Here is a 21,486-nt window from a genome sequence, read left to right on the forward strand (position 1 = left end):
TACCCCGCCGTAGACATGTCTGGCACGCGAAAGACACCCGCGCGGCGGTGTCCGACGCGTCATAGACATGTCTATGGGTCGGAACGAGAGAGGGGAGTGAGGAGGGTCCAGGTGATCAGGGCTACTCCCGCTCCGAGGAGCGCGCCGCCGATCGTGTCGGTGAGCCAGTGGGCGCCGAGGTAGGTGCGGCTGACGGCCATCGCGACGACGTAGACCGAACCGAGCACCCACACCCAGGTGCGCCACAGCAGCAGCCCGAGACAGGTCGCGATGACGGCGGCGTTCGTCACGTGACCGGATGGGAACGCCCCGTTGTCGAGGGGCACGAGGATCTCCTGCGGCCGGGCCCGACCGAACACCACCTTCATGAGCTGCGCAAGCGCCGCCGCCGACGCGGAGGCGACGAGGAACACGAGCGCCGACCTCGGACGACGGGCGAACACGAACGCGACCGAGACGCCGATCGGCACCACGATCACTGCGAACCAGCCACCGCCCAGCACATCGAAGATGCGCGAGATCAGCTCAGCCAGATACCCGCGATTCTCGAGCACCTCCTCCATCCACTCCTCGTCGATGAGGGACGGCGTGCTCGACCGCAGCGCGACGAGGAGGCCGAGCCCGATCGTGAGCAGGATCGCGATGCCCCCGGCCAGCAGGAGCGGTCGACGCGTGCGGGGTGCGGCGTGCTCCATCCGTCCACGCTATCCGCTGGACGCGCAGGCACGCGCGAGGTCCGCCCCCGTTCAGGCCTCGAGCGCGGGCACTCGCCGAGGACGCACGACGAGCCACAGCACTGCGATCGCGATCGAGACCGAGATGGCCATGACGCTCGCCATCGGCACGGCGTTCGCGATGGAGAAGAGCCCGACGATCGGCGAGACGATGCCGGCGACGCCGAAGTTGGCGGCCCCGAGCAGCGACGCCGCCGTACCCGCCTCGTGACCGTGCCGCACGAGCGCAAGCGCGGTGATCGCGGGGAAGTTGAACCCGCAGCCGAGGATGAAGAACCACAACGGCACGACGATGCCGAAGAACCCCGCCCCCGAGAGGTCGAGGGTGATGATCGCGACGGCTGACACGAGCTGCAGCACCGTAGCGCCCGCGACGATCCACTGCGGTCCGACGATCTTCTGCAGGCGGCTCGAGATCTGCACTCCGGCGACGACGCCGATCGAGTTGATGCCGAAGAGGAAGCCGTATTCCTGCGGGCTCAGCGCGTAGACCTCCTGGAACAGGAACGACGAGCTCGAGAGGTACGCGAAGAGTGCCGAGAAGTTCGCTCCCGCGATGATCACGGCGCCGACATAGATGCGGTCGCGCACGAGCGCTCCGTAGCGCTGCCCCACCGTCGAATGCCCGCGCGCCGATCGCGCCTCGGGCGGGAGCGTCTCTCGCACCCAGAGCGTCGTCGCCACGATCACGAGCAGCCCGTACACCGCGAGGAAGGCGAAGAGCCCGCGCCAGTCGACGAACAGGAGCAGCTGGGAGCCGATGACGGGCGCGAGAACCGGTGCAAGACCGCTGACGAGCGCGAGTCGGCTCAGCATCCGTACGAGCGGATATCCGCCGAAAAGATCGCGCACCATCGCCATCGCGACGACACCGCCGGCCGCCGCACCGACGCCCTGCAGGATGCGCGCGACGGCGAGCCAGAAGAGGTCCGGCGCGACCACGGCGCCGAGGCACGCGACGACGTGGAGGATCGTCGAGGCGATCAGCGGCATCCGGCGCCCGATCTGATCCGACAGGGGGCCGACCAGCAGCTGACCCACCGCGAAACCGACCATCGTCGCCGTGAGGGTCAGCTGCACCGCCGACGTCGACACGTCGAGCTCCTGCTCGAGCATCGGCAGGGCAGGGAGGTAGAGGTCGATCGTGAAGGGCCCGAGCGCTGTGAGCGCACCCAGTACGAGCACGTAGCTGAGGCGCTGTGAGCGCGTGAGCGCGTCGCCCGGATGCACGACGACAGACACAGTGCTCCTGAGGAAAGAAGGTGGGGAAGGAGGCTCAGTCTATGTGACGTTTCACCGACCGCGCCGGGAGGCGATGGCGCGAGACGGCGGTGGTCAGAGCTCCGGTGTGCGACGCGTCGCGATGAGTTCCTGAAGCCAGTAGGCCGAGTCCTTCAGGATGCGCTCCTGGGTTTCGTAGTCGACCCGGATGATGCCGAACCGCTTCGAGTACCCGTAGCCCCACTCGAAGTTGTCCATGAGCGACCACACCTGATAGCCGCGCAGGTTGACACCCTGCGCGAGAGCCCGGTGGGCGGCCGTGAAGTGACGGTTCAGGTAGTCGATGCGATCCGCGTCGTGGACGCGCGGACCCGACTCGGTCATCCGGACCTTGTCGGGGAACGCGGCGCCGTTCTCGGTGATCATGAGCGGCTGGTCAGGGAACTGGTCGCGCAGCGACAGGAGGAGCTCCTCCAGGCCGTCGGGCGCGATGTTCCAGCCCATCTCGGTGTACGGACCCGCCTGCGGCAGGAACTCCACATCGGTGCTGCCGGGCCACGGAGACCCGCCGACGTCCTTGTGCCCGTCGTTGTTCTCACGCGGGCTCGCGCCGTCCCACATCCGCACGGTGACGGTCGAGTAGTAGTTGACGCCGAGCACGTCGAGCGGCTGGTTGATCTCGGCGAGGTCGCCGTCGCGCACGAACGACCAGTCGGTGACTCCGGCCGTGTCCTCCAGGAGGTCGGCGGGGTATTCGCCCCGGAGCATCGGATGGATGAAGGCCCGGTTGGCGAGCGCATCGATGCGACGCTTCGCCTCGGGTGAGGTGTCGTCGTCACCGCGGATGACATGGAAGTTGTGCGTGACCGAGAGGTCGGGGTCGTTGCTCGCGGCCCGCCGCACCTCTTGCACGGCGAGGCCGTGCGCGAGGTTCAGGTGGTGCACCGCCGTGAGCGCCGCTGCGCCGTCGGTGCGGCCGGGGGCGTGGGCACCGGATCCGTAGCCGAGGTAGGCCGAGCACCACGGCTCGTTGAGCGTGGTCCAGGTGTGCACGCGATCGCCGAGAGCCTCGGTCACGCGTGACGCGTACTCGGCGAAACGGTAGGCGGTGTCACGGTCGGTCCAGCCGCCGCGGTCTTCGAGAGCCTGCGGCAGATCCCAGTGGTAGAGCGTCGCGATGGGCCGGATGCCACGGGCGAGGAGGCCGTCGACGAGTCGGCTGTAGAACTCGATCCCGCGCGGGTTGGCCGCTCCGGATCCGGTGGCCTGGATGCGCGGCCATGCGATCGAGAAGCGGTAGCTCTGCAGGCCGAGGTCGGCCATCAGGTCGAGGTCGGACTCCCACCGGTGGTAGTGATCATCGGCGACGTCGCCCGTGTCGCCGTTCCACACACGGCCCGGGGTGTGGCTGAAGGTGTCCCAGATCGACGGTCCGCGGCCGTCTTCACGTGCCGCGCCTTCGATCTGGTAGGACGCGGTCGCCGAGCCGATCACGAAATCGGGACCGAACTCCAGCCCGCCGTCGCGGTAGTCGGGGGAACCCGTGGTCACCATGCGATCTCCACCTTCTTCTCGTGCACATCCCATCCTGCACCGGCCCGTCGTCGACGGTGAGGGACATCGCTACCCCGTCGTAGCCGCGCGCGCGGACATCGCTCATGTGAGCGAGATCAGGATCGCCAGTCGCAACCATTTTGTCAAATCATGAAACTAATCCTCGCATCCGTCCCCCTCGTTGCCACGCCCCGATCCCGGCGTCCTTCTCCCGAACTCTCCGCCCGCTATGTTTTTCAATGCGTCAGCCCCGAACGGAGACCCTGCATGGCCGTGACCTTCACCGACCTCGACCTCGATGAGCTCCACGCATACCGACCGCAGCTTGCCGAACCCGCCGACCTCGACGGATTCTGGGAGCGCACCCTCAGCGAGGCGCGAGCGGCTGGCGCAGCCCCGCGGCTGGTTCCGGTGGAACGGCCCGTGCGAGCGCTCGAGCTCGTCGACCTCACCTTCAGCGGCTTCGGTGGAGAGCCGGTCCGTGCGTGGCTCACGCGCCCGCGCGATGCAGGTCCGCATCCGGTGGTCGTGGAGTTCGTCGGATACGGCGGCGGGCGCGGCCTCCCGGGCGAGAAGCTCGCGTGGGCGTCCGCCGGCTACGCACACATCCTGATGGACACGCGTGGTCAGGGCGGCGGGTGGAGCATCGGCGAGACCCCCGACCCGCACGGCTCGGACCCTTCCGCCCCCGGGTTCATGACCCGCGGCATCCTCAACCCCGAGACCTACTACTACCGGCGGCTCTTCACGGATGCGGTGCGACTCATCGATACCGTCTCCGAGATCCCCGGATTGGATGCCGAGCGCATCGCGGTGACCGGCACGAGCCAGGGCGGCGGCGTCGCGATCGCGGCGGCGGCCCTCGCGACGGGAGTGCGCGCGGTGATGCCCGACGTCCCCTTCCTCTGCGATTTCCCGCGCGCGATCGTGCGCACACCGTCGGCCCCGTTCACCGAGATAACGCGGTTCCTCTCGGTGCATCGCGACGCTTACGACGCGGTGCTGCACACCCTCTCGCACATCGACGGAGCGATCCTCGCGCGGCGGATCACCGCGCCCGCGCTCTTCTCGGTGGGACTCATGGACGAGGTCGTGCTGCCGTCGGGCGTGTTCGCGGCGTACCACGCGCTCGCCTCCGAGGATCGCGAGCTCACCGTCTACACCTACAACGGACACGAGGGCGGCGCGATGCACCACTGGCAGCGCCAGGTGGAGTGGCTCGACGAGCGATTCGGGATGCCGGGCGCCTGAGCGGCACGTCGGGTTCGCCGGGTCGCTAGCGCCCTGCGACGCTCGCCGGATCGCGAAGTACGGGGCCGAAGGCGAGTTCGGCGGCGCCGATCAGCAGCCGGTCGCGGGCGAGTCCCGCGGCCTGAATCCGGGTGCCCTCCCAGGCGATCGGCAGGGTGCGCGCGGCGACGGCGGCATCGAGCGCTTCCGCATCCCAGGCATGGAGCGTCGCGAGGAAGCCGCCGAGCACGACGAGTTCGGGGCCGAGGACGTTGATCGCGTTGCCGAGCGCGCCGCCGAGCACGATCTGCTGACGAGCCAGCTCCGCATGGAGCGCCGGGTCGTCGGAGGCGAGCACGGCGGCCTGGAACTCCGGCTCGTCGAGCGTGCGCCTGCCGAGGAGCTCGAGCAGTCGCGCACGGCTCACCTCCTCTTCGAGCGTGCCGCCGACGGTCGCCCGGTGCGCCGGATCGTCGAGGCGCGGGCGGTTGTGCCCGAACTCACCCGCGTATCCCCACGCACCGCGATAGGGCCTGCCGTCGATGACGACGCCACCGCCGATGCCGCTCGCGCCGCCGTTGAGGTACACGAGGTGGTCGACCCCGCGTCCGACCCCGAACAGCCGCTCGGCGAGCGCACCGAGCGTCGCGTCGTTGTCGGCGACGGTGGGAAGCCCGACGATGTTCTCCACGAGCCGGGCGAACGGGCTGTCACGCCATCCGAGGTGCGGCGCCCAGCGCACCACACCGTCCGCCGCGCGCACGAGTCCCGGCACAGCGAGCCCCACGCCCAGGATGCGGCGATCGGCCGCGGGACCTGCACGGAGCCGGTCGACGAGGTCGCCGACGATGCGCGCCGCCTCCTCGGGCGACGCCACGTGGTCGAGCTCGTGACGGATGCGGTGGGTCACGTCGGCGCCCAGCCCGACGACGCCGACGGTCACGGCGTCGATCTCGGGGTTCACCGCGATCACGGCCGGCCGCGGGTCGGCGAGCACCCGCCGCGACGGGCGTCCGACTCGATTCGTGGCGGAGGGGTCGGTCTCGACCACGAGCCCGAGTTCCACGAGTTCGGCGACGAGCGCCCCGATCGTGGAGCGGTTGAGCCCGGTGCGCGCCGTGAGATCGGCCCGCGACGGGTCTCCGCCGCGATGCACGAGTTCGAGGACGGTCGAGAGATTGCGCCGCCGGACGGAGTCGACGGTGTCCCCCAGTGCATCCACCTCGCACACGATAGCGCTAGTCCGATCCGCGGAACCGCCGCCTGACCGTTATTTGTTGCGCTTGACCCCATTTCTGCGCCCTGCGTATGATCGGGCCATCCCAATCACTTTCGACGCAGAAGTCGAAACTTTTGAGAGGTGTTCGATGATGAACAGAGCCCGGATCACACGGGTCGGAGCCCTCGCCGCCGCGAGCGCCCTGGCCATCGGCGGTCTCACCGCCTGTCAGAGCGGCGGAGGCGAGAGCTCCGGCGGAGACGTCACCATCACGTGGTGGCACAACTCCACCTCCGACCCGCTGAAGAGCCTCTGGGCGGATGTCGCGTCAGAGTTCGAGGCCGACCACCCCGGCGTCACCGTGAAGGTCGAGGGGTACCAGAACGAAGAACTGCAGCGCACGCTCATCCCCAACGCCCTCCGCTCCGGCGGCGGCGTCGACCTCTTCCAGGCGTGGGGTGGCGGTGAGATCAAGGACCAGGTCGCCGCCGGCTACGTGAAGGACATCTCCGACGCCGCCGCGGACACGATCGAAGCGGTCGGTCCCGTCGTGTCCGGCTGGCAGGTGGACGGAAAGACCTACGGCCTCCCGTTCCAATACGGCATCGAAGGCTTCTGGTACAACACCGACCTGTTCGCCGAGGCGGGCATCGACGCCCCTCCCACCACTCTCGACGAGCTCTACACCGCCATCGACAAGCTGAAGGCCGCGGGGATCACCCCCATCGCGGTCGGCGCGGGCGACAAGTGGCCGGCAGCGCACTACTGGTACAACTTCGCCCTGAAGTCGTGCTCGCCCGACACCCTCAAGGAGGCGCAGTCGCAGCTCGTCTTCGACGACCCGTGCTTCGTCGAGGCAGGTGAGCTCCTCCAGGAGTTCATCGACTCCGAGCCGTTCCAGGACGGCTTCCTCGCCACCTCCGCCCAGCAGGGTGCGGGCTCCTCGGCGGGCATGCTCGCCACCGGCAAGGCGGCGATGGAGCTCATGGGTCACTGGAACCCCGGTGTCATGGGCGGCATCCTGAAGGACGACGCCGGCCAGGACGACGCAACCCCGCCGGAGTTCCTCGGCTGGTTCAACTTCCCGGGCATCGACGGCACCGCGGGTGACCCGACGGCCGCCCTCGGCGGCGGCGACGGCTTCGCATGCGCGCAGTGGGCACCTGACGAATGCGTCGAACTGCTCGAGTACATCGAGTCGGAGGACGTGCAGAGCCGCTTCGGCGAGATCGGCGCCGGCATCCCGGTGCTGCCCGCCGCGGCATCCAGCATCACCGACCCGAACCTTCAGCAGGTCCTCGAGGGACTCCAGTCGGCCAGCTACGTGCAGCTGTGGCTCGACACGGCCTACGGTCCGACGGTCGGCGGTGCCATGAACGACGGCATCGTCGCTCTCTTCGGCGGCCAGGGCACGCCCGAAGACATCGTGAAGGCCATGCAGGACGCGGCGGCGACCCTGTAGCGATGTCGTTCAGCACCACCATGACGGCCGGGTCCGCGACCACCCTCGCGGACCCGGCCCGCCCCCGCCCGCGACAGAGGCGCGTCAACTGGAAGTCCGTCGCCATGATCTGGGGCTTCGCGGCCCCGGCGCTCATCGTCTACGTGACCTTCGTGATCGTGCCCGTCGGTCTCGCGGCGGTCTACTCCTTCTTCAACTGGAACGGTCTTGGTCCGCTCGATCGCTTCATCGGCATCGACAACTACGTCCGTGCGCTCAGCGACCCCACGTTCCTCAAGGCCATCGGCAACAACCTGGCGATCGTCGCACTGTCGCTGCTCATCCAGGGGCCCGTCGCGATCGGTATCGCGCTGCTGCTCAACCGCCCCCTCAAGGGGCGCGCGCTCGTACGCACGCTGATCTTCGTGCCCTACGTGCTGAGCGAAGTCGTCGCCGCGCTCGCGTTCAAGCTCATCCTGCAGCCGAGCGGTCCGCTCGACGCCCTGCTCGAATCGGTCGGACTCGGTGGAGTCACCCAGCTCTGGCTCGCCGACCAGAACGTCGTGTTCTGGACCCTCTTCTTCGTGCTCAGCTGGAAGTATCTCGGCTTCGCGATCCTCCTCATGCTCGCGGGCCTCCAGGGTGTGCCAGACGAGTTGTTCGAAGCGGCCGCGATCGACGGCGCGAGCTGGTGGAGCATCCAGCGCTACATCACCCTTCCGCTGCTCGGCCCCACCATCCGCATCTGGGCGTTCCTGTCGATGATCGGATCGCTCCAGCTGTTCGACATGGTGTGGGTGCTCACCGGCGGCGGCCCCGTCAACGCGACCGTCACCATGGCGACCTACATGATGCAGTACGGCTTCCAGCGCTCACAGCTCGGGTTCGGATCGGCCGTCGCGGTGATCCTCTTCCTCATCTCGCTCGTCTTCGCACTCGTCTACCAGCGATTCGTGCTGCGGCGCGACTTCGCCGGATCCGTCACCCGGGGGGCCTGACATGACCACCATCAGCCGAACTCCGGCGCCACGACGGATCGACTGGGGCTCGCCGTTCGTCTACTTCGTGGCGCTCGTCTGCGTCGCTGTGACGATCGCGCCGGTCGTCTACCTGATCCTCGGCGGATTCCGCACCACCGGCCAGATCAACGCCGACCCGAGCGCCTGGCCCGACCCGTGGGTCATCGACAACTACGTGTCGGTGCTCGTGTCGTCGAACTTCTGGGTGCAGTTGACGAACTCGACCATCACCGCGTTCGTCACCACCGCGGGTGTGATCCTCCTGGGCGTCATGGCGGCCTTCGTGATCGCCCGGTACAGCTTCCGGGGACGCGACGCGCTGTTCACGCTCTTCACCGCGGGGCTGCTCTTCCCGCTCACGGTCGCGGTGGTGCCCCTGTTCACGATGATCAAGGGGCTCGGACTGCTCGGCGAGCTGGGCGGCATCATCATCCCGCAGGTGGCCTTCGCGCTGCCGACGACGATCATCATCCTCGTGCCGTTCCTTCGGGCGATCCCGGTGGAGCTCGAGGATGCCGCAACGATCGATGGAGCGGGTCGCTTCGGCTTCTTCTGGCGGATCGTGCTGCCGCTCGCGGGCCCCGGGCTCGTGACGGTCGGTGTCCTCGCGTTCGTCGCCAGCTGGAACGCGTACCTGCTGCCGCTGCTGATCCTCGGCGACCCGTCGAGCGCCACTCTGCCGCTCGGCACCCAGGCGTTCGCGACGCAGTACTCGTCCGACACCGCCAAGGTCATGGCGTTCACGACGATCTCGATGATCCCGGCGCTCGTGTTCTTCACCCTCGCGCAGCGCCGCATCGTGAGCGGCCTGACCGGGGCGGTGAAGGGCTGACGATGTCGATCCGCGTTCCCGTCTCTCCTGAGTCCTCCGCGTCGTTGCCCTGGAACGACGCGGGCCGCAGCCCTCACGAACGGGTGGAGGCGCTCGTCGCCGCGATGACCCTCGACGAGAAGCTCGCCCAGCTCTACGGGGTCTGGGTCGGTGCCGACGCCTCCGGGGGCGAGGTCGCGCCGAACCAGAACGAGATGAGCCAGGAGATCGACCTCGACGAGCTGCTCCCCGCGGGGCTCGGACAGCTCACCCGACCGTTCGGTACTGCCCCGGTCGATCCGGCGCTCGGCGCTCTCTCGCTGCAGCGCACGCAGGAGCGGATCGTGGCCTCCAGCCGGTTCGGCATCCCCGCGATCGCGCACGAGGAGTGCCTCGCCGGGTTCGCGACGTGGGGTGCGACCGCGTACCCCGTGCCGCTCGCCTGGGGTGCGAGCTTCGACCCGGACCTCGTGCGCGAGATGGCCGGCCGGATCGGACGCGACATGCGCTCCGTCGGGGTTCACCAGGGACTCGCGCCCGTGCTCGACGTGGTGCGCGACGCCCGCTGGGGACGCGTGGAGGAGACGATCGGCGAAGACCCGTACCTCGTCGGCACCATCGCCACCGCCTACGTGCAGGGCCTCGAACAGGCGGGCGTCGTCGCGACGCTCAAGCACTTCGTCGGCTACTCGGCATCGAAGGCGGGCCGCAACCTGGCGCCCGTCTCGGTCGGCCCGCGGGAGCTCGCGGACGTGCTCCTGCCACCCTTCGAGATGGCGCTGCGCGAGAGCGGCGTGCGCTCGGTCATGAACGCCTACACCGACATCGACGGCATCCCGACGGCGGCGGACGCGAGCCTCCTCACCGACCTCCTGCGCGAGACCTGGGGATTCGACGGCACCGTGGTGGCGGACTACTTCGCGGTCGGGTTCCTCGCGGCGCTGCACGGCGTCGCCGCCCAGGACGACTGGGGCGCGGCGGCACGCGTGGCGCTCACCGCGGGCATCGACGTCGAACTGCCGACGCTCCGCGGATACGGCGAGCCGCTCGCGCGGGAGGTGCGCGAAGGGCGCCTCGACGAGGCGTTCATCGACCGTGCGCTACGCCGCGTGCTGCATCAGAAGCTCCAGCTGGGACTGCTGGATGCCGACTGGTCGGCCGTCCCGTCCGCCCTCAAGGGCCTGCGGGGTGACGCGGGCGAGCTCCGCGGTCGCATCGACCTCGACACCGCGGAGAGCCGCGCCCTCGCGGCCCGCGTCGCGGAGCGCGCCCTCGTGCTGCTCCGCAACGACGGCATCCTGCCGCTCGATGCGCCGCGGCGGATCGCCGTGGTCGGGCCGACCGCCGACGACCCGTACGCGGTGCTCGGGTGCTACTCGTTCCCCGCGCACGTGGGCGTCAAGCATCCGGAGATCCCGATCGGGATCGACCTGCCCACCCTGCTCGCCTCGCTGCGGGCCGAGTTCCCGGACGCCGAGATCGACTACGTGCGCGGGACGACGATCGACGGCGGCGAGACCGACGAGATCCCCTCGGCAGTCGCGATCGCCCGCGACGCGGATGTCGTGATCGTCGCCCTGGGCGACCGCGCCGGCCTCTTCGGCCGCGGCACCTCGGGCGAGGGATGCGATGTGGAGTCGCTCGCGCTCCCCGGCGCCCAGCAGGATCTGCTCGATGCGGTGCTCGCATCCGGAACGCCCGCCGTCGTGACGCTGCTCGCCGGCCGACCGTACGCGCTCGGCGACGCACCGACCACGGCGGGGGCGATCCTCGAAGCCTTCTTCCTCGGCGAGGAGGGGACCCGGGTGGTCGCGGGTGCGTTGAGCGGGCGGGTGAACCCCGGAGGCCGCCTGCCCGTGAGCGTGCCCGCGACCGTCGGAGCCCAGCCGTCGACCTACCTCGCGGCACCGCTCGCCCGGAGGAGCACGGTGTCGAACATCGACCCGAGCCCCGCGTATCCGTTCGGCCACGGCCTGTCGTACACGAGCTTCGAATGGAGCGGGCACGAGGTGTCCGCCCCGTCGTTCTCGGACACCGTCGACGTTCACGTCACGATCCGCAACAGCGGCGATCGCGCGGGATCCGACGTCGTGCAGCTGTACCTGCACGACCCGGTCGCGACCGTCGTGCGGCCCGTGCAGCGGCTCATCTCCTACGCGCGTGTGGACCTCGATCCGGGGTCGGCAGCGACCGTGCGCTTCCGTGTGCCGTCCGAGCTCGCCTCGTTCACGGGTGTCGACGGGCGGCGCATCGTCGAGCCCGGCGCGCTGGTGCTCGGGGTCGGGCGCTCGTCCGGCGACATCGTGCACGCGCACCCGGTGGAGCTCACGGGCACGACGCGCGTGGTCGACCACACCCGCCCCCTGCACGCGGAGGTCCGCGTCGAGCGCGGCTGAGCCCTGACGCTGCCGTCCGTGCCGCTCAGGCGGCGGGAGCCGTGCTCTCGCGCACCACGAGGTTCGTGGCGAGGTCCATGCGCGGCACCGTCTCGAGGGGTGCCTCCGCCATCCGCAGCACGAGCTGCGTCGCCTCCTCCGCCATCCGGCGAAGGGGTTGCCGGATGGTCGTGAGGCGCGGGCTCACCCACTTCGCCAGCGGGATGTCGTCGTAGCCGACGATCGAGAGGTCCTCCGGGACACGGAGCCCCAATTCGCGCACCGCCTCGAGCACGCCGAGCGCCTGGAGGTCGGATCCGGCGAAGATCGCGGTGGGTCGGTCATCGCCCGTGAGCAGCGCCCGGCCGTGCTCGTATCCGCCTGCCGTGTGAAAGTCACCGAAGCGGATCCAGTCAGGTGAGATGGTGAGACCCGCCGACGTCATCGCCGAGCGGAAGCCGTCGATGCGGGCGTGCGAGCACATCATGTCGTCGGGGCCGGTGATCGCCGCGATGCGCGTGTGCCCGAGTTCGATGAGGTGGCGGGTGGCCATGAGGCCGCCGGACCAGTTGGCCGACCCCACCGAGGGCACATCGGGTGTGGGGTCGCCCGCGGGGTCGATGATCACGAACGGGATCGCACGAGCGCGCAGCACGTCGCGGTACTCGGCGAGCAGGTCGGAGAAGACCAGAACCACGCCGACGGGACGTCGACGCAGCACGCCCTCGATCCAGTCCGGGCCGGGCGAGTGGCGACTGCCGCTCTCGGTGAGCACGACGCTCATCCCGTGGGATGCCGCGACGTTCTCGACTCCGCGGATGATCTCCATCGACCACGCCGCCTCGAGTTCGTGGAACACGAGCTCGACGAGGCCGGTGGCCGGGGGCGCAGCCTTTCGCCGGAGGTACCCCTGCTCGGCGAGGAGCCCCTCCACCCGTGCCCGGGTCGTCGGGGAGACGTCGGGGCGCCCGTTGAGGACCTTCGAGACGGTTGCGAGCGAGACGCCCGCCGCCTCCGCGACCTCGACGAGGCGGACGCGATCGGCGGATGCGGTGCGAGGCATCGGTCCCCTTTCAACCGCGTCAGTCTACGGCGATTTCGCGAAACTATCGGAACCCCTCACGGGGGTGGTGGTGTCGATTCTCATGGTATATGTTTGAACTCGCAACATTTCTCGACGAGGAGCTCAGGAGCCGATATGACCGCGCCCACCCCCACCCGTGACGACAAGTTCAGCTTCGGACTCTGGACGATCGGTTACAACGGCACCGACCCGTTCGGTGGCCCCACCCGCAAGCCTCTCGACGTGGTGCATGCCGTCGAGAAGCTCGCCGAACTCGGGGCCTACGGCCTCACCTTCCACGACGACGACCTCTTCGCGTTCGGTTCGACCGATGCTGAGCGTCAGAAGCAGATCGACCGCCTGAAGGGCGCGCTCGAGGCGACCGGCCTCATCATCCCGATGGCCACCACCAACCTGTTCTCCCCGCCGGTCTTCAAAGACGGTGGCTTCACCTCCAACGACCGTGCGGTTCGCCGCTACGCCCTGCGCAAGGTGCTGCGCCAGCTCGACCTCGCGGCCGAACTCGGTGCGAAGACGTTCGTCATGTGGGGCGGGCGCGAAGGCGCCGAGTACGACTCGGCGAAGGACGTGCGCGCGGCGCTGTCCCGCTACAAGGAGGCCGTCGACTTCCTCGGGCAGTACGTGCTCGACAAGGGATACGACATCCGCTTCGCGATCGAGCCGAAGCCGAACGAGCCCCGGGGCGACATCCTGCTGCCGACCGTCGGTCACGCGCTCGCCTTCATCAACGAGCTCGAGCACCCGGAGCTCGTCGGCCTCAACCCCGAGGTCGGGCACGAGCAGATGGCCGGTCTCAACTTCGCCGCCGGCATCGCCCAGGCGCTGTTCCACGGCAAGCTTTTCCACATCGACCTGAACGGCCAGCGCGGCATCAAGTACGACCAGGACCTCGTCTTCGGTCACGGTGACCTGCACAACGCGTTCGCCCTCGTCGACCTGCTCGAGAACGGCGGCGCGAACGGCGGCCCCGCCTACGAGGGCCCGCGGCACTTCGACTACAAGCCCTCGCGCACCGAAGACGAGACGGGCGTCTGGGATTCGGCGGCGGCGAACATGCGCACCTACCTGCTGCTCAAGGAGCGCGCCGCGGCGTTCCGCGCCGACCCGGAGGTGCAGGAGGCGCTCGAGGCCGCTCGCGTGCCCGAGCTGTCGGTGCCGACCCTGGGCTCGGGTGAGACCGTGGCCGATCTCGTCGCAGACCGTTCGGCCTGGGAGGACTTCGACCCGGATTCGTACCTGGGCGCGAAGGGCTTCGGTTTCGTCCGTCTGCAGCAGCTCGCCACCGAGCACCTGCTCGGTGCCCGCTGACCCACCCACCCCACCCACCCGAGGGGTCGCAAAGTGCTCGAGACACGGCGTGTTTCGAGCACTTTGCGTCCCCTCAATAAACGAACGGAGATGAGGGGCGCATGATGCTCGTGGCGGGAGTCGACTCGTCGACGCAGAGCTGCAAGGTGGTCGTCCGCGACGCCCAGACCGGGGCGATCGTCCGCAGCGGACGCGCCTCGCATCCGGACGGCACCGAGGTACCGCCCGCCGCATGGTGGGAGGCGCTGCTCGCCGCCATCGCGGATGCGGGTGGCCTCGACGACGTCGCCGCGATCTCCGTCGGGGGCCAGCAGCATGGCATGGTGGTGCTCGACGCCGACGGTCGCGTCATCCGCGACGCCCTCCTCTGGAACGACACCCGTTCCGCGGCCGCCGCCCGCGACCTGATCGCCGAGTTCGGCGCCGAAGGCCTCGCCGCCCGCACCGGATCCGTACCGGTCGCCTCGTTCACGGCAACCAAGCTCCGCTGGCTGCGCGACGCGGAACCCGAGAACGCGGCACGCGTCGCCGCCGTCGCCCTCCCCCACGACTGGCTCAGCTGGCGGCTACGCGGCTACGGCCCTGCCGACGAGAGCCCCCTCGGCCCCGACCTCGCGGCCCTCACCACCGACCGCTCCGACGCATCTGGCACGAGCTACTGGAACCCCACGACCGGCGACTACGAGCGCGAGATCCTCATCGCCGCCCTCGGCCACGACCCGATCGTTCCGCGATTGGCCGGACCGGGCGAGAGCATCGGCGAGACCGTCGCTCAGCCCGGGATCCCGGCCGGCATCATTGTCGGCCCCGGTGCGGGAGACAACGCGGCAGCCGCGCTCGGGCTCGGCGCACGCCCCGGCGACGTGATCGTGTCGATCGGCACCAGCGGCACCGTCTTCGCGGTGACCGGGCAGCCGACCACGGATCACACCGGCACCGTCGCCGGATTCGCGGATGCATCGGGAGCATTCCTCCCGCTCGTCGCGACCCTCAACGCGGCACGCGTGCTCGACCGCATCGCCGTGCTGCTCGGAGTCGACCACGCCGGCCTCGGCGAGCTCGCGCTCGACGCGCAGCCCGGATCCGGCGGGCTCGTGCTGCAGCCCTACTTCGAGGGCGAGCGCACCCCGAACCTCCCCGATGCGACCGCGACCCTGTTCGGCATGACTCTCGCCGCGACGACGCGCGAGAACCTCGCCCGCGCCGCGATCGAGGGGATGCTGTGCGGCCTCGCCGACGGTCTCGACGCGGTCCGGCGCCTCGGCGTCGAGGCCCGACGGGTGCTGCTCGTGGGCGGTGCGGCGGCGAACCCCGCGGTCTCGCGGATCGCGGCCGAAGTTTTCGATGCGCCCGTCGAGGTACCGGAGCCGGGCGAGTACGTCGCACTCGGCGCGACCGTTCAGGCGGCATGGGCGGTAACCGGCGAGCGCCCGGAGTGGACGCCGTCCACCCTGGCCAGCCCGGATGCCGCCACGGTGCCGCTCATCCGCGAGCAGTACGCGGCGCGCGCCGTCGCCTGAGCACCCGCACTCAAGTCACCCGAGTAGCGCTGAGGCGTCCTCCCGCGTGGCGATGAGCATCGGCTCGAGCAACCGCGTGGGCACCTCGCGCATCCCGTTGTCGGTCGTCGCCCCTCGAGTGACGGTCGGTTCCGAACCGTCGACGACCTCACGGACCATGCTGGCCACCGTGCGCGCAAGCTCTCTCGGGTCTTCGTAGACGGTCGCCGTGAGGGTGCCCGCGGCCACGGCCCGCGCACCGTCGAGGGTCGCCCCGCCGCCGGTCACGACGATGGTCGGAGACATGTCTCCGGCATCCGCCGCTCCCGCGTCCCCCGCATCGGGCTGCGCTGTCTCATCCGGTGGCGGTGGCTCGCCGGGGACCGGAGACGGCCCGTCCGTCGACGGCGCGGACGGCACGGGGCTCGCCGTCCACTCCGCGCCACCGCCGGGCCGAGCCACCACGAGCCCGGCCCCCGAGACCACCTCGCCCACGGCGCGAGCCATCTCGTCGGTCGGCGCAAGAACACCCGCGAGCGCGACCCCGTCGTCCAGAAGCTCGGTCACCCGCTTCGCTGCCGTGGTCGGACTCGCGCGCAGAACTGCCGCCTGCTCGAACCCGATCCGCCCGGATGGCACGGCCAGCACGCCGCTGTCGAGGTACGGCTGCAGCACCTCGAGCGCCCCCTCGAACTCCTCCTGCGCGACGCGATCGTCACCGGACCCGGCGAGCAATTCCACCGCGACGGCCGACTCTGCGCCCGAGCCAGAGCCAGCCCCCGCACCAGCCAGCTCGTCCAGCCCGAGTGCCGCGACGAACGCCTCGCCCCGCATCCGACCCGCGCCGCGGTGATCGAACGTTGCGTAGTAGTCCACTTCTCCCGAGTCGAGCACGAGGTCGTCGTAGGCGATGATCGCCGCCTCCCCCACGAGATCGGGCGTCAGCACAGCCGCGATCGCGGTGGCGTCCACGGGGGCGATGACGACAGCAGCGGGCTCGCCCGCGAGCGCCTCGCGCAGCTGCCCCAGCTGTCCGGGGATGTCGTCGCCGGCGAACCGCACCTCGACGGCGTGGCCGTCCGCGGCGAGCTCCTGCTCGAGCACCGCAGCGCTCGCGCCCCACGCGTCGTCGGCGGATCCGGGGAACAGCACCGCGACCGGCGGCCCGGACGGCTGCGGAGTGCATGCGATCAGAGTCCCGGCGATCACCGCCGCCGCCGCGCCCGCACCGATCGCCCGCCTCACACGGCGAGCATAGACGCGCGTCAGGCGCGGGCGACCGTCGCGAACGCCCGCACGGGGAAGGTCCCGAAGCCCTCGATCGCGGGAGGAGCAGCGGTGAAGCGCGCACCCGACCGCGGCAGCTCGCCGAGGCGCGTCAGGTGCTCGACCACGTGGATCCCGGCCGCGAGCAGCCCGGTGTGCGCCGGCCGCGGGCCACCCGGCACCACCTCATCGATGTTGAGCGAGTCGATTCCCACGAGGGCCGCCCCCTGCTCGATCAGGTACGCCACCCCATCCGGGGCGAGGAACGGCGCGTCCACTCCATACCCGGGTGTGCCGAAGTGCTGATCCCATCCGGTGAGGATGAGCACTGCAGCGCCGCGCAGCTGCCGGCCCTCAAACGCCGCCGCGGGCACTCCGCGCGTGCCGAGCCCGCGCGCGTCGATCACCTCGGCGGGGAGGTCGACGAGGCTCGCGAGGTCGAGACCTGCGAGGTCAGGCCCATCGGCGAAGCGGTGGTACGGGCTGTCGAGGTAGGTGCCCGTGTTGCCGATGAGCGTGATGAGGTCCATCGCGAACTCGGTGCCCTCCTCGTAGTGCGCGCGCGAGTCGGCACGGGTGAGGTGCGGCGCGATCACGGGCGCGGGAAGCCCCGGGTAGGTCACGAGTCCGGCACGGATGGGGTGGCTGAGGTCGACGATGCGACGCGGGTCAGGAGCGTTCACGGATCCTCCGGATGACGGTCACCAGGACGGCGACGACGGTGAGCAGTGCCGGGATGAGCAGGTTCGCGCCCGCGAGGATGAGCAGCCCCACGGTCAGCACCACGGACACGACCGCCATCCACCACCCCGCGCTCCAGCGCTCGAGGAGGCGGGTGGCGGCGATCATGCCCGCGAAGTACAGCGCGACCATGGAGCTCGTGTGGATGAGGATGAACACCTCGAGATCGAGCCCCGCGCCGATGAAGACGGCCGAGTAGCCGAGCGTGATGACCGAGACAAGCGCGATGGCTCGACGCGGAACTGCGCCTCCCGCGGCCCCGGGGGCGAACCACCGCGGCAGGTCGCGGTCGCGTGCGAGCGAGGCGGCCAGGTTCGCGAACGCGGGCATGTACGCGTTGAGAACGCCGAGCACGACGATGGTCGCGACCCCCGCGACGAGCGCGGGCCCGATCGCCGGGAGACCGACGGCCACGAGATCAAGCAGCGGCGCATCGCCACTCGTGCCCGCGCCACCGAGTGCCCCGGCCGTCACGACCTGCAGCGCGAGGTAGGCAGCGCCCACGACAGCGAGGGCGATGATCGTCGCGCCGAGGATCGTGCGCCGCGGATTGCGGAACTCGTGGGCGATGTGCGTGATCGCCTCGCCCCCGGCGAAGGCCCAGACGAAGAGGCTGATCGCCAGCCCGACTCCCGACCAGCCGTTCGGGAGGAACGGGGTGAAGTTGGCGGGATCGACGGCGGGCGCGGCGGAGGCGACGACGATCACGACCAGCACGACGAGCAGTGCCGAGAGAGCGAGTTGCACGCCGCCCGACACCTTGAGGCCGAAGAGCGACAGCACGAGCGCGGTGACGAGGAACCCGATCGCGATCACGCCCGACCATCCCGCGTCGAGGCCGAGCACCGCGGTGAGGTAGCCACCTCCGAGCGATGCGACGACCGGCGCCCCGAATGCCACCCCGAAGAGGAACCAGTAGCCGACGGCCCGGGCCGCGGTCTCTCCGAGCGCGAGCCGGACGAAGGTGGCGACACCGCCGCCGTCGGGATAGCGTCCGGCGAGCGCGGCGAAGGTTGCGGCAAGGGGAATCGAGAGCACGAGGACCACGAAGACCGCGAGGATCGATGCGGGCCCGGCCGCTTCGACGCCGAGCCCCGGTAGCCCGAGGATCCCGGTGCCGAGGACCGCCGCGATGTACATCGCGGATGCCGTGGGCAATCCGACCCGGCCGGTGCCGTGCACGGGCTCGGTCCCCGCGCGTTCGGCGGTCTGGTTCGTCATGTCTCCATGGTGGATTGGCAGAACTACACGTTCCAGCGATTTTCCGCCATCGTGTGTCGCTTTTCCGCCGCGGCGCCCGACACGATCGCCCGGAGGCGGGACGCGTCAGATGCGGTCGAGAGTTCCGAGCACGTCGCCGACGAGGTCGTCGACGCCCTCGATCCCGACCGAGAGCCGCACGATCGCGGGCGACACCTCGAGCGCCGTGCCCCGCACGGATGCGTGGGTCATCTCGGAGGGGTAGCACACGAGCGACTCCACCCCGCCGAGCGACTCCGCGAGCTGGAAGAGCGTGGTCGACTCCGCGAAGCGTCGCGCGGCGGCACCGTCGTGGAGTTCGAGCGAGAGCATCCCGCCGAATGAGCGCATCTGGCGCGCGGCGAGCTCGTGCCCCGGGTGATCCGGCAGCCCGGGGTAGTAGACCCGAGCGAGCTTCGGATGCCCGACCAGCCGCTCGGCGATCGCCTGCGCGTTCGCGGAGTGCCGATCCATCCGCACGTGCAGGGTCTTGATGCCGCGGGTCGTGAGCCACGCGTCCATCGGGCCGGACACGGCCCCGGCCCCGAACTGCTGGAACGCGACGCGCTCGGCCAGATCCTCGCCCCGCACGTCGATGCCCTCGTCGAGGACCACCGCGCCGCCGAGTACGTCCGAGTGCCCGCCGAGGTACTTGGTGGTCGAGTGCACCACGACATCCGCGCCGAGCGCGAGCGGCTGCTGCAGGTAGGGCGTCGCGAAGGTGTTGTCGACTACGACGAGAGCACCGGCCGCGTGCGCGATTGCGGCGACCGCTGCGATGTCGGTGATCTTCATGAGCGGGTTCGACGGTGTCTCGAGCCACACGACGCGCGTGGCCGGGGTGAGGGCCGCGCGGACCGCGTCGAGGTCGCCCATCTCCACGGTGTCGAGGCCGATGCCCCACGGCACGTGGATGCGGTTCACGAGCCGGTGCGTGCCTCCGTACACGTCGTTGCCCATGAGCACGTGGTCGCCCGGCTGCAGCAGCGAGCGCAGCAGGGCGTCTTCCGCGGCGAGGCCGGAGGCGAAGCTGAACGCGCGATCGCCGCCCTCGAGCGCTGCGAGCTGCTCCTCGAGCGAGGTGCGCGTCGGGTTGCCGCCGCGCGCGTACTCGTAGCCGTTGCGGAATCCGCCGATGCCGTCCTGCACGAAGGTCGTCGAGAGGTACACGGGCGGGATGACGGAACCGGTGGTCGGGTCGAACGCCTGCCCGGCGCGGATGGCGCGGGTAGCGAAGTCGACGGTGTCGAAGGGCTGGTCGAGACTCATGGGTGCTTCCTGGGATGGATCGGGTGGGCGGGTCGGCGGCGAGCTGACTACTCGGCGAGTACGGCGAGCAGATCGTGCCGGGTGACCACGGCGACGGGCTTGCCGAGGTCGGTGACGAGCAGCGCATCCGCGCTCGTGAGGGCGTCGCGCGCGGCCGCGATGGAGTCGGTGATACCGATGAGGGGGAACGCGGGCACGACGAGCGCGTCGACCGCGTCGGTCATCGCTGCGCGGCCCGAGGCAATGGCGTCGATGAGCACGCGCTCGTCGATCGCCCCGACGACCTCGCCCATCACGACGGGCGGCTCGGCCGCGAGCACGAGCAGCTGCGAGACGTCGAGCCGGCGCAGCGCATCGATCGCGTCGCGGACCGTGGCATCCCTCCGCACGTGCGCGAGGCCCTGGAGCTCGGGCGACTTCGTGGCGACGAGATCGGCGACGGTGCGCTCCTCCTCGGCGGGGAGGAATCCGTGCGCGCGCATCCACCGGTCGTTGAAGATCTTGCCGAGGTATCCACGGCCTCCGTCCGGCAGCAGGATCACCATGACGTCGTCGGGTCCGAGGGCGCGCGCAGCCTTCAACCCGGATGCCACGGCAAGCCCCGAGGAGCCGCCGACGAGCAGCCCCTCCTCGCGCGCGAGGCGGCGGGTCATCTCGAACGACTCGGCATCGCTCGACGCGATGATCTCGTCGACGAGGCTCGGGTCGTACGCGGTCGGCCAGAAGTCCTCGCCCACGCCCTCGACGAGGTAGGGGCGCCCGGATCCGCCCGAGTACACCGAGCCCTCCGGGTCGGCGCCGATGACGCGGATCGCGGGGTTCTGCTCTTTGAGGTACTTGCCGGCGCCCGAGATGGTGCCGCCGGTACCGACCCCCGCCACGTAGTGGGTGACCTTGCCGTCGGTGTCGCGCCAGATCTCGGGACCCGTGGTCTCGTAGTGGCTGAGCGGGCCGTTCGGGTTGGAGTACTGGTCGGGCTTGAAGGCGCCGGGGATCTCCTTCGAGAGCCGGTCGGAGACGGAGTAGTACGACTCGGGGCTCTCGGGCGCGACGGAGGTCGGGCAGACGACGACCTCGGCGCCATACGCCTTGAGGGTGTTGATCTTGTCTTCCGACACCTTGTCGGGGCAGACGAAGACGCACCGGTAGCCGCGCTGCTGCGCGACGAGCGCGAGGCCGATGCCGGTGTTGCCGGAGGTTGGCTCGACGATCGTGCCACCGGGCTTCAGCTTGCCCTCGCGTTCGGCCGCGTCGATGATCCGCTGAGCGATGCGGTCCTTCGAGCTGCCGCCCGGGTTCACGTACTCGACCTTCACGAGCACCGTCGCCTGGATGCCGTCGGTCACGCGGTTGAGCTTCACGAGCGGTGTGTCGCCCACCAGATCGAGCACCGTCTCGGCGTATTTCATGGGGACGAGCCTACCCGCGGGTCTGCGTGTGTTACCGGGGGCCGGATGGGGCAGACGGCGGGGGCAA

Annotated in this window: 17 protein-coding genes; 7 read left to right on the top strand and 10 right to left on the bottom strand. The window is 70.1% G+C overall.

Features of this window, described 5'->3' with window-relative positions; translation table 11 throughout:
* Window positions 1-71 precede the first annotated feature (71 nt).
* The 3 genes from FVQ89_RS00555 to FVQ89_RS00565 all read right to left on the bottom strand — a co-directional run bounded on the left by FVQ89_RS00555 (window position 72) and on the right by FVQ89_RS00565 (window position 3,509).
* Window positions 72-695, bottom strand: coding sequence for a phosphatase PAP2 family protein (locus tag FVQ89_RS00555; protein ID WP_147899999.1), 624 nt, complete (start codon window positions 693-695; stop codon window positions 72-74).
* 51 nt (window positions 696-746) lie between these two features.
* A complete protein-coding gene (locus tag FVQ89_RS00560) occupies window positions 747-1,976 on the bottom strand; it encodes a multidrug effflux MFS transporter (RefSeq protein WP_147900000.1) in 1,230 nt (409 codons plus the stop codon).
* Window positions 1,977-2,069: 93 nt separating this feature from the next.
* Complete coding sequence (locus FVQ89_RS00565; RefSeq protein ID WP_147900001.1) at window positions 2,070-3,509, bottom strand: GH1 family beta-glucosidase; 1,440 nt, start codon at window positions 3,507-3,509, stop codon at window positions 2,070-2,072.
* Between the two features lie 267 nt (window positions 3,510-3,776).
* On the opposite strand from FVQ89_RS00565, the gene FVQ89_RS00570 reads away from it, so the two are divergent.
* Window positions 3,777-4,760: an acetylxylan esterase gene (locus FVQ89_RS00570; RefSeq protein ID WP_370454436.1), complete on the top strand. Its 984-nt coding sequence runs from the start codon at window positions 3,777-3,779 to the stop codon at window positions 4,758-4,760.
* A gap of 25 nt (window positions 4,761-4,785) precedes the next feature.
* Here FVQ89_RS00570 and FVQ89_RS00575 read toward each other — a convergent pair whose 3' ends face one another.
* Window positions 4,786-5,961 carry an ROK family transcriptional regulator gene (locus FVQ89_RS00575; RefSeq protein ID WP_255513319.1) on the bottom strand — a complete coding sequence of 392 codons (1,176 nt, stop codon included), beginning with the start codon at window positions 5,959-5,961 and terminating at the stop codon, window positions 4,786-4,788.
* 145 nt (window positions 5,962-6,106) lie between these two features.
* Here FVQ89_RS00575 and FVQ89_RS00580 point away from each other — a divergent pair, with 145 nt between their 5' ends.
* From FVQ89_RS00580 to FVQ89_RS00595, 4 genes are read left to right on the top strand one after another with little or no spacing between them, the layout of a single operon-like run.
* Window positions 6,107-7,420, top strand: a complete 1,314-nt coding sequence (locus FVQ89_RS00580; RefSeq protein WP_147900002.1) for an extracellular solute-binding protein — start codon at window positions 6,107-6,109, stop codon at window positions 7,418-7,420.
* Window positions 7,421-7,422: 2 nt separating this feature from the next.
* A complete protein-coding gene (locus tag FVQ89_RS00585; RefSeq protein WP_147900003.1) occupies window positions 7,423-8,397 on the top strand; it encodes a carbohydrate ABC transporter permease in 975 nt (324 codons plus the stop codon).
* 1 nt (window position 8,398) lies between these two features.
* The gene (locus FVQ89_RS00590; RefSeq protein WP_147900004.1) at window positions 8,399-9,250 is read left to right on the top strand and encodes a carbohydrate ABC transporter permease; all 852 of its coding nucleotides are present in this window, start codon (window positions 8,399-8,401) and stop codon (window positions 9,248-9,250) included.
* A 2-nt stretch (window positions 9,251-9,252) separates the two neighbouring features.
* Window positions 9,253-11,625 carry a glycoside hydrolase family 3 N-terminal domain-containing protein gene (locus tag FVQ89_RS00595; RefSeq protein WP_147900005.1) on the top strand — a complete coding sequence of 791 codons (2,373 nt, stop codon included), beginning with the start codon at window positions 9,253-9,255 and terminating at the stop codon, window positions 11,623-11,625.
* Between the two features lie 25 nt (window positions 11,626-11,650).
* On the opposite strand, the gene FVQ89_RS00600 is transcribed toward FVQ89_RS00595, so the two are convergent.
* Complete coding sequence (locus tag FVQ89_RS00600) at window positions 11,651-12,667, bottom strand: LacI family DNA-binding transcriptional regulator (protein ID WP_147900006.1); 1,017 nt, start codon at window positions 12,665-12,667, stop codon at window positions 11,651-11,653.
* Between the two features lie 135 nt (window positions 12,668-12,802).
* Here FVQ89_RS00600 and xylA point away from each other — a divergent pair, with 135 nt between their 5' ends.
* Window positions 12,803-13,996: a xylose isomerase gene (xylA, locus tag FVQ89_RS00605; protein ID WP_147900007.1), complete on the top strand. Its 1,194-nt coding sequence runs from the start codon at window positions 12,803-12,805 to the stop codon at window positions 13,994-13,996.
* Window positions 13,997-14,097: 101 nt separating this feature from the next.
* Entirely contained in the window at window positions 14,098-15,516 is a 1,419-nt protein-coding gene (gene xylB, locus FVQ89_RS00610) for a xylulokinase (protein ID WP_147900008.1), read from the top strand.
* Window positions 15,517-15,531: 15 nt separating this feature from the next.
* Here xylB and FVQ89_RS00615 read toward each other — a convergent pair whose 3' ends face one another.
* The 5 genes from FVQ89_RS00615 to FVQ89_RS00635 form a co-directional block, all read right to left on the bottom strand.
* The gene (locus tag FVQ89_RS00615; protein ID WP_187264840.1) at window positions 15,532-16,740 is read right to left on the bottom strand and encodes a substrate-binding domain-containing protein; all 1,209 of its coding nucleotides are present in this window, start codon (window positions 16,738-16,740) and stop codon (window positions 15,532-15,534) included.
* A 20-nt stretch (window positions 16,741-16,760) separates the two neighbouring features.
* Complete coding sequence (locus tag FVQ89_RS00620) at window positions 16,761-17,444, bottom strand: cyclase family protein (RefSeq protein ID WP_147900010.1); 684 nt, start codon at window positions 17,442-17,444, stop codon at window positions 16,761-16,763.
* On the bottom strand, window positions 17,431-18,723 hold the full coding sequence (locus FVQ89_RS00625) for an amino acid permease (protein ID WP_147900011.1): 1,293 nt from the start codon (window positions 18,721-18,723) through the stop codon (window positions 17,431-17,433). Before FVQ89_RS00625 ends, FVQ89_RS00620 begins: the two co-directional genes overlap by 14 nt.
* A 105-nt stretch (window positions 18,724-18,828) precedes the next feature.
* Complete coding sequence (locus FVQ89_RS00630) at window positions 18,829-20,010, bottom strand: cystathionine gamma-synthase (RefSeq protein WP_147900012.1); 1,182 nt, start codon at window positions 20,008-20,010, stop codon at window positions 18,829-18,831.
* A gap of 47 nt (window positions 20,011-20,057) precedes the next feature.
* Window positions 20,058-21,419: a cystathionine beta-synthase gene (locus tag FVQ89_RS00635; protein ID WP_147900013.1), complete on the bottom strand. Its 1,362-nt coding sequence runs from the start codon at window positions 21,417-21,419 to the stop codon at window positions 20,058-20,060.
* Between the last annotated feature and the right edge of the window lie 67 nt (window positions 21,420-21,486).

Source organism: Homoserinibacter sp. GY 40078, from assembly GCF_008017545.1.
Classification (GTDB): domain Bacteria; phylum Actinomycetota; class Actinomycetes; order Actinomycetales; family Microbacteriaceae; genus Homoserinibacter.

Bases quoted from the DNA above. Each gene is read 5' to 3' on its own strand.
- FVQ89_RS00590 (WP_147900004.1), top strand. From the start codon at position 8,399: ATGACCACCATCAGCCGAACTCCGGCGCCACGACGGATCGACTGGGGC.
- FVQ89_RS00555 (WP_147899999.1), bottom strand. From the start codon at position 695: ATGGAGCACGCCGCACCCCGCACGCGTCGACCGCTCCTGCTGGCCGGG.
- FVQ89_RS00625 (WP_147900011.1), bottom strand. From the start codon at position 18,723: ATGACGAACCAGACCGCCGAACGCGCGGGGACCGAGCCCGTGCACGGC.
- xylB (WP_147900008.1), top strand. From the start codon at position 14,098: ATGATGCTCGTGGCGGGAGTCGACTCGTCGACGCAGAGCTGCAAGGTG.
- FVQ89_RS00595 (WP_147900005.1), top strand. From the start codon at position 9,253: ATGTCGATCCGCGTTCCCGTCTCTCCTGAGTCCTCCGCGTCGTTGCCC.
- FVQ89_RS00630 (WP_147900012.1), bottom strand. From the start codon at position 20,010: ATGAGTCTCGACCAGCCCTTCGACACCGTCGACTTCGCTACCCGCGCC.
- FVQ89_RS00585 (WP_147900003.1), top strand. From the start codon at position 7,423: ATGTCGTTCAGCACCACCATGACGGCCGGGTCCGCGACCACCCTCGCG.
- xylA (WP_147900007.1), top strand. From the start codon at position 12,803: ATGACCGCGCCCACCCCCACCCGTGACGACAAGTTCAGCTTCGGACTC.
- FVQ89_RS00635 (WP_147900013.1), bottom strand. From the start codon at position 21,419: ATGAAATACGCCGAGACGGTGCTCGATCTGGTGGGCGACACACCGCTC.
- FVQ89_RS00580 (WP_147900002.1), top strand. From the start codon at position 6,107: ATGATGAACAGAGCCCGGATCACACGGGTCGGAGCCCTCGCCGCCGCG.
- FVQ89_RS00570 (WP_370454436.1), top strand. From the start codon at position 3,777: ATGGCCGTGACCTTCACCGACCTCGACCTCGATGAGCTCCACGCATAC.
- FVQ89_RS00600 (WP_147900006.1), bottom strand. From the start codon at position 12,667: ATGCCTCGCACCGCATCCGCCGATCGCGTCCGCCTCGTCGAGGTCGCG.
- FVQ89_RS00565 (WP_147900001.1), bottom strand. From the start codon at position 3,509: ATGGTGACCACGGGTTCCCCCGACTACCGCGACGGCGGGCTGGAGTTC.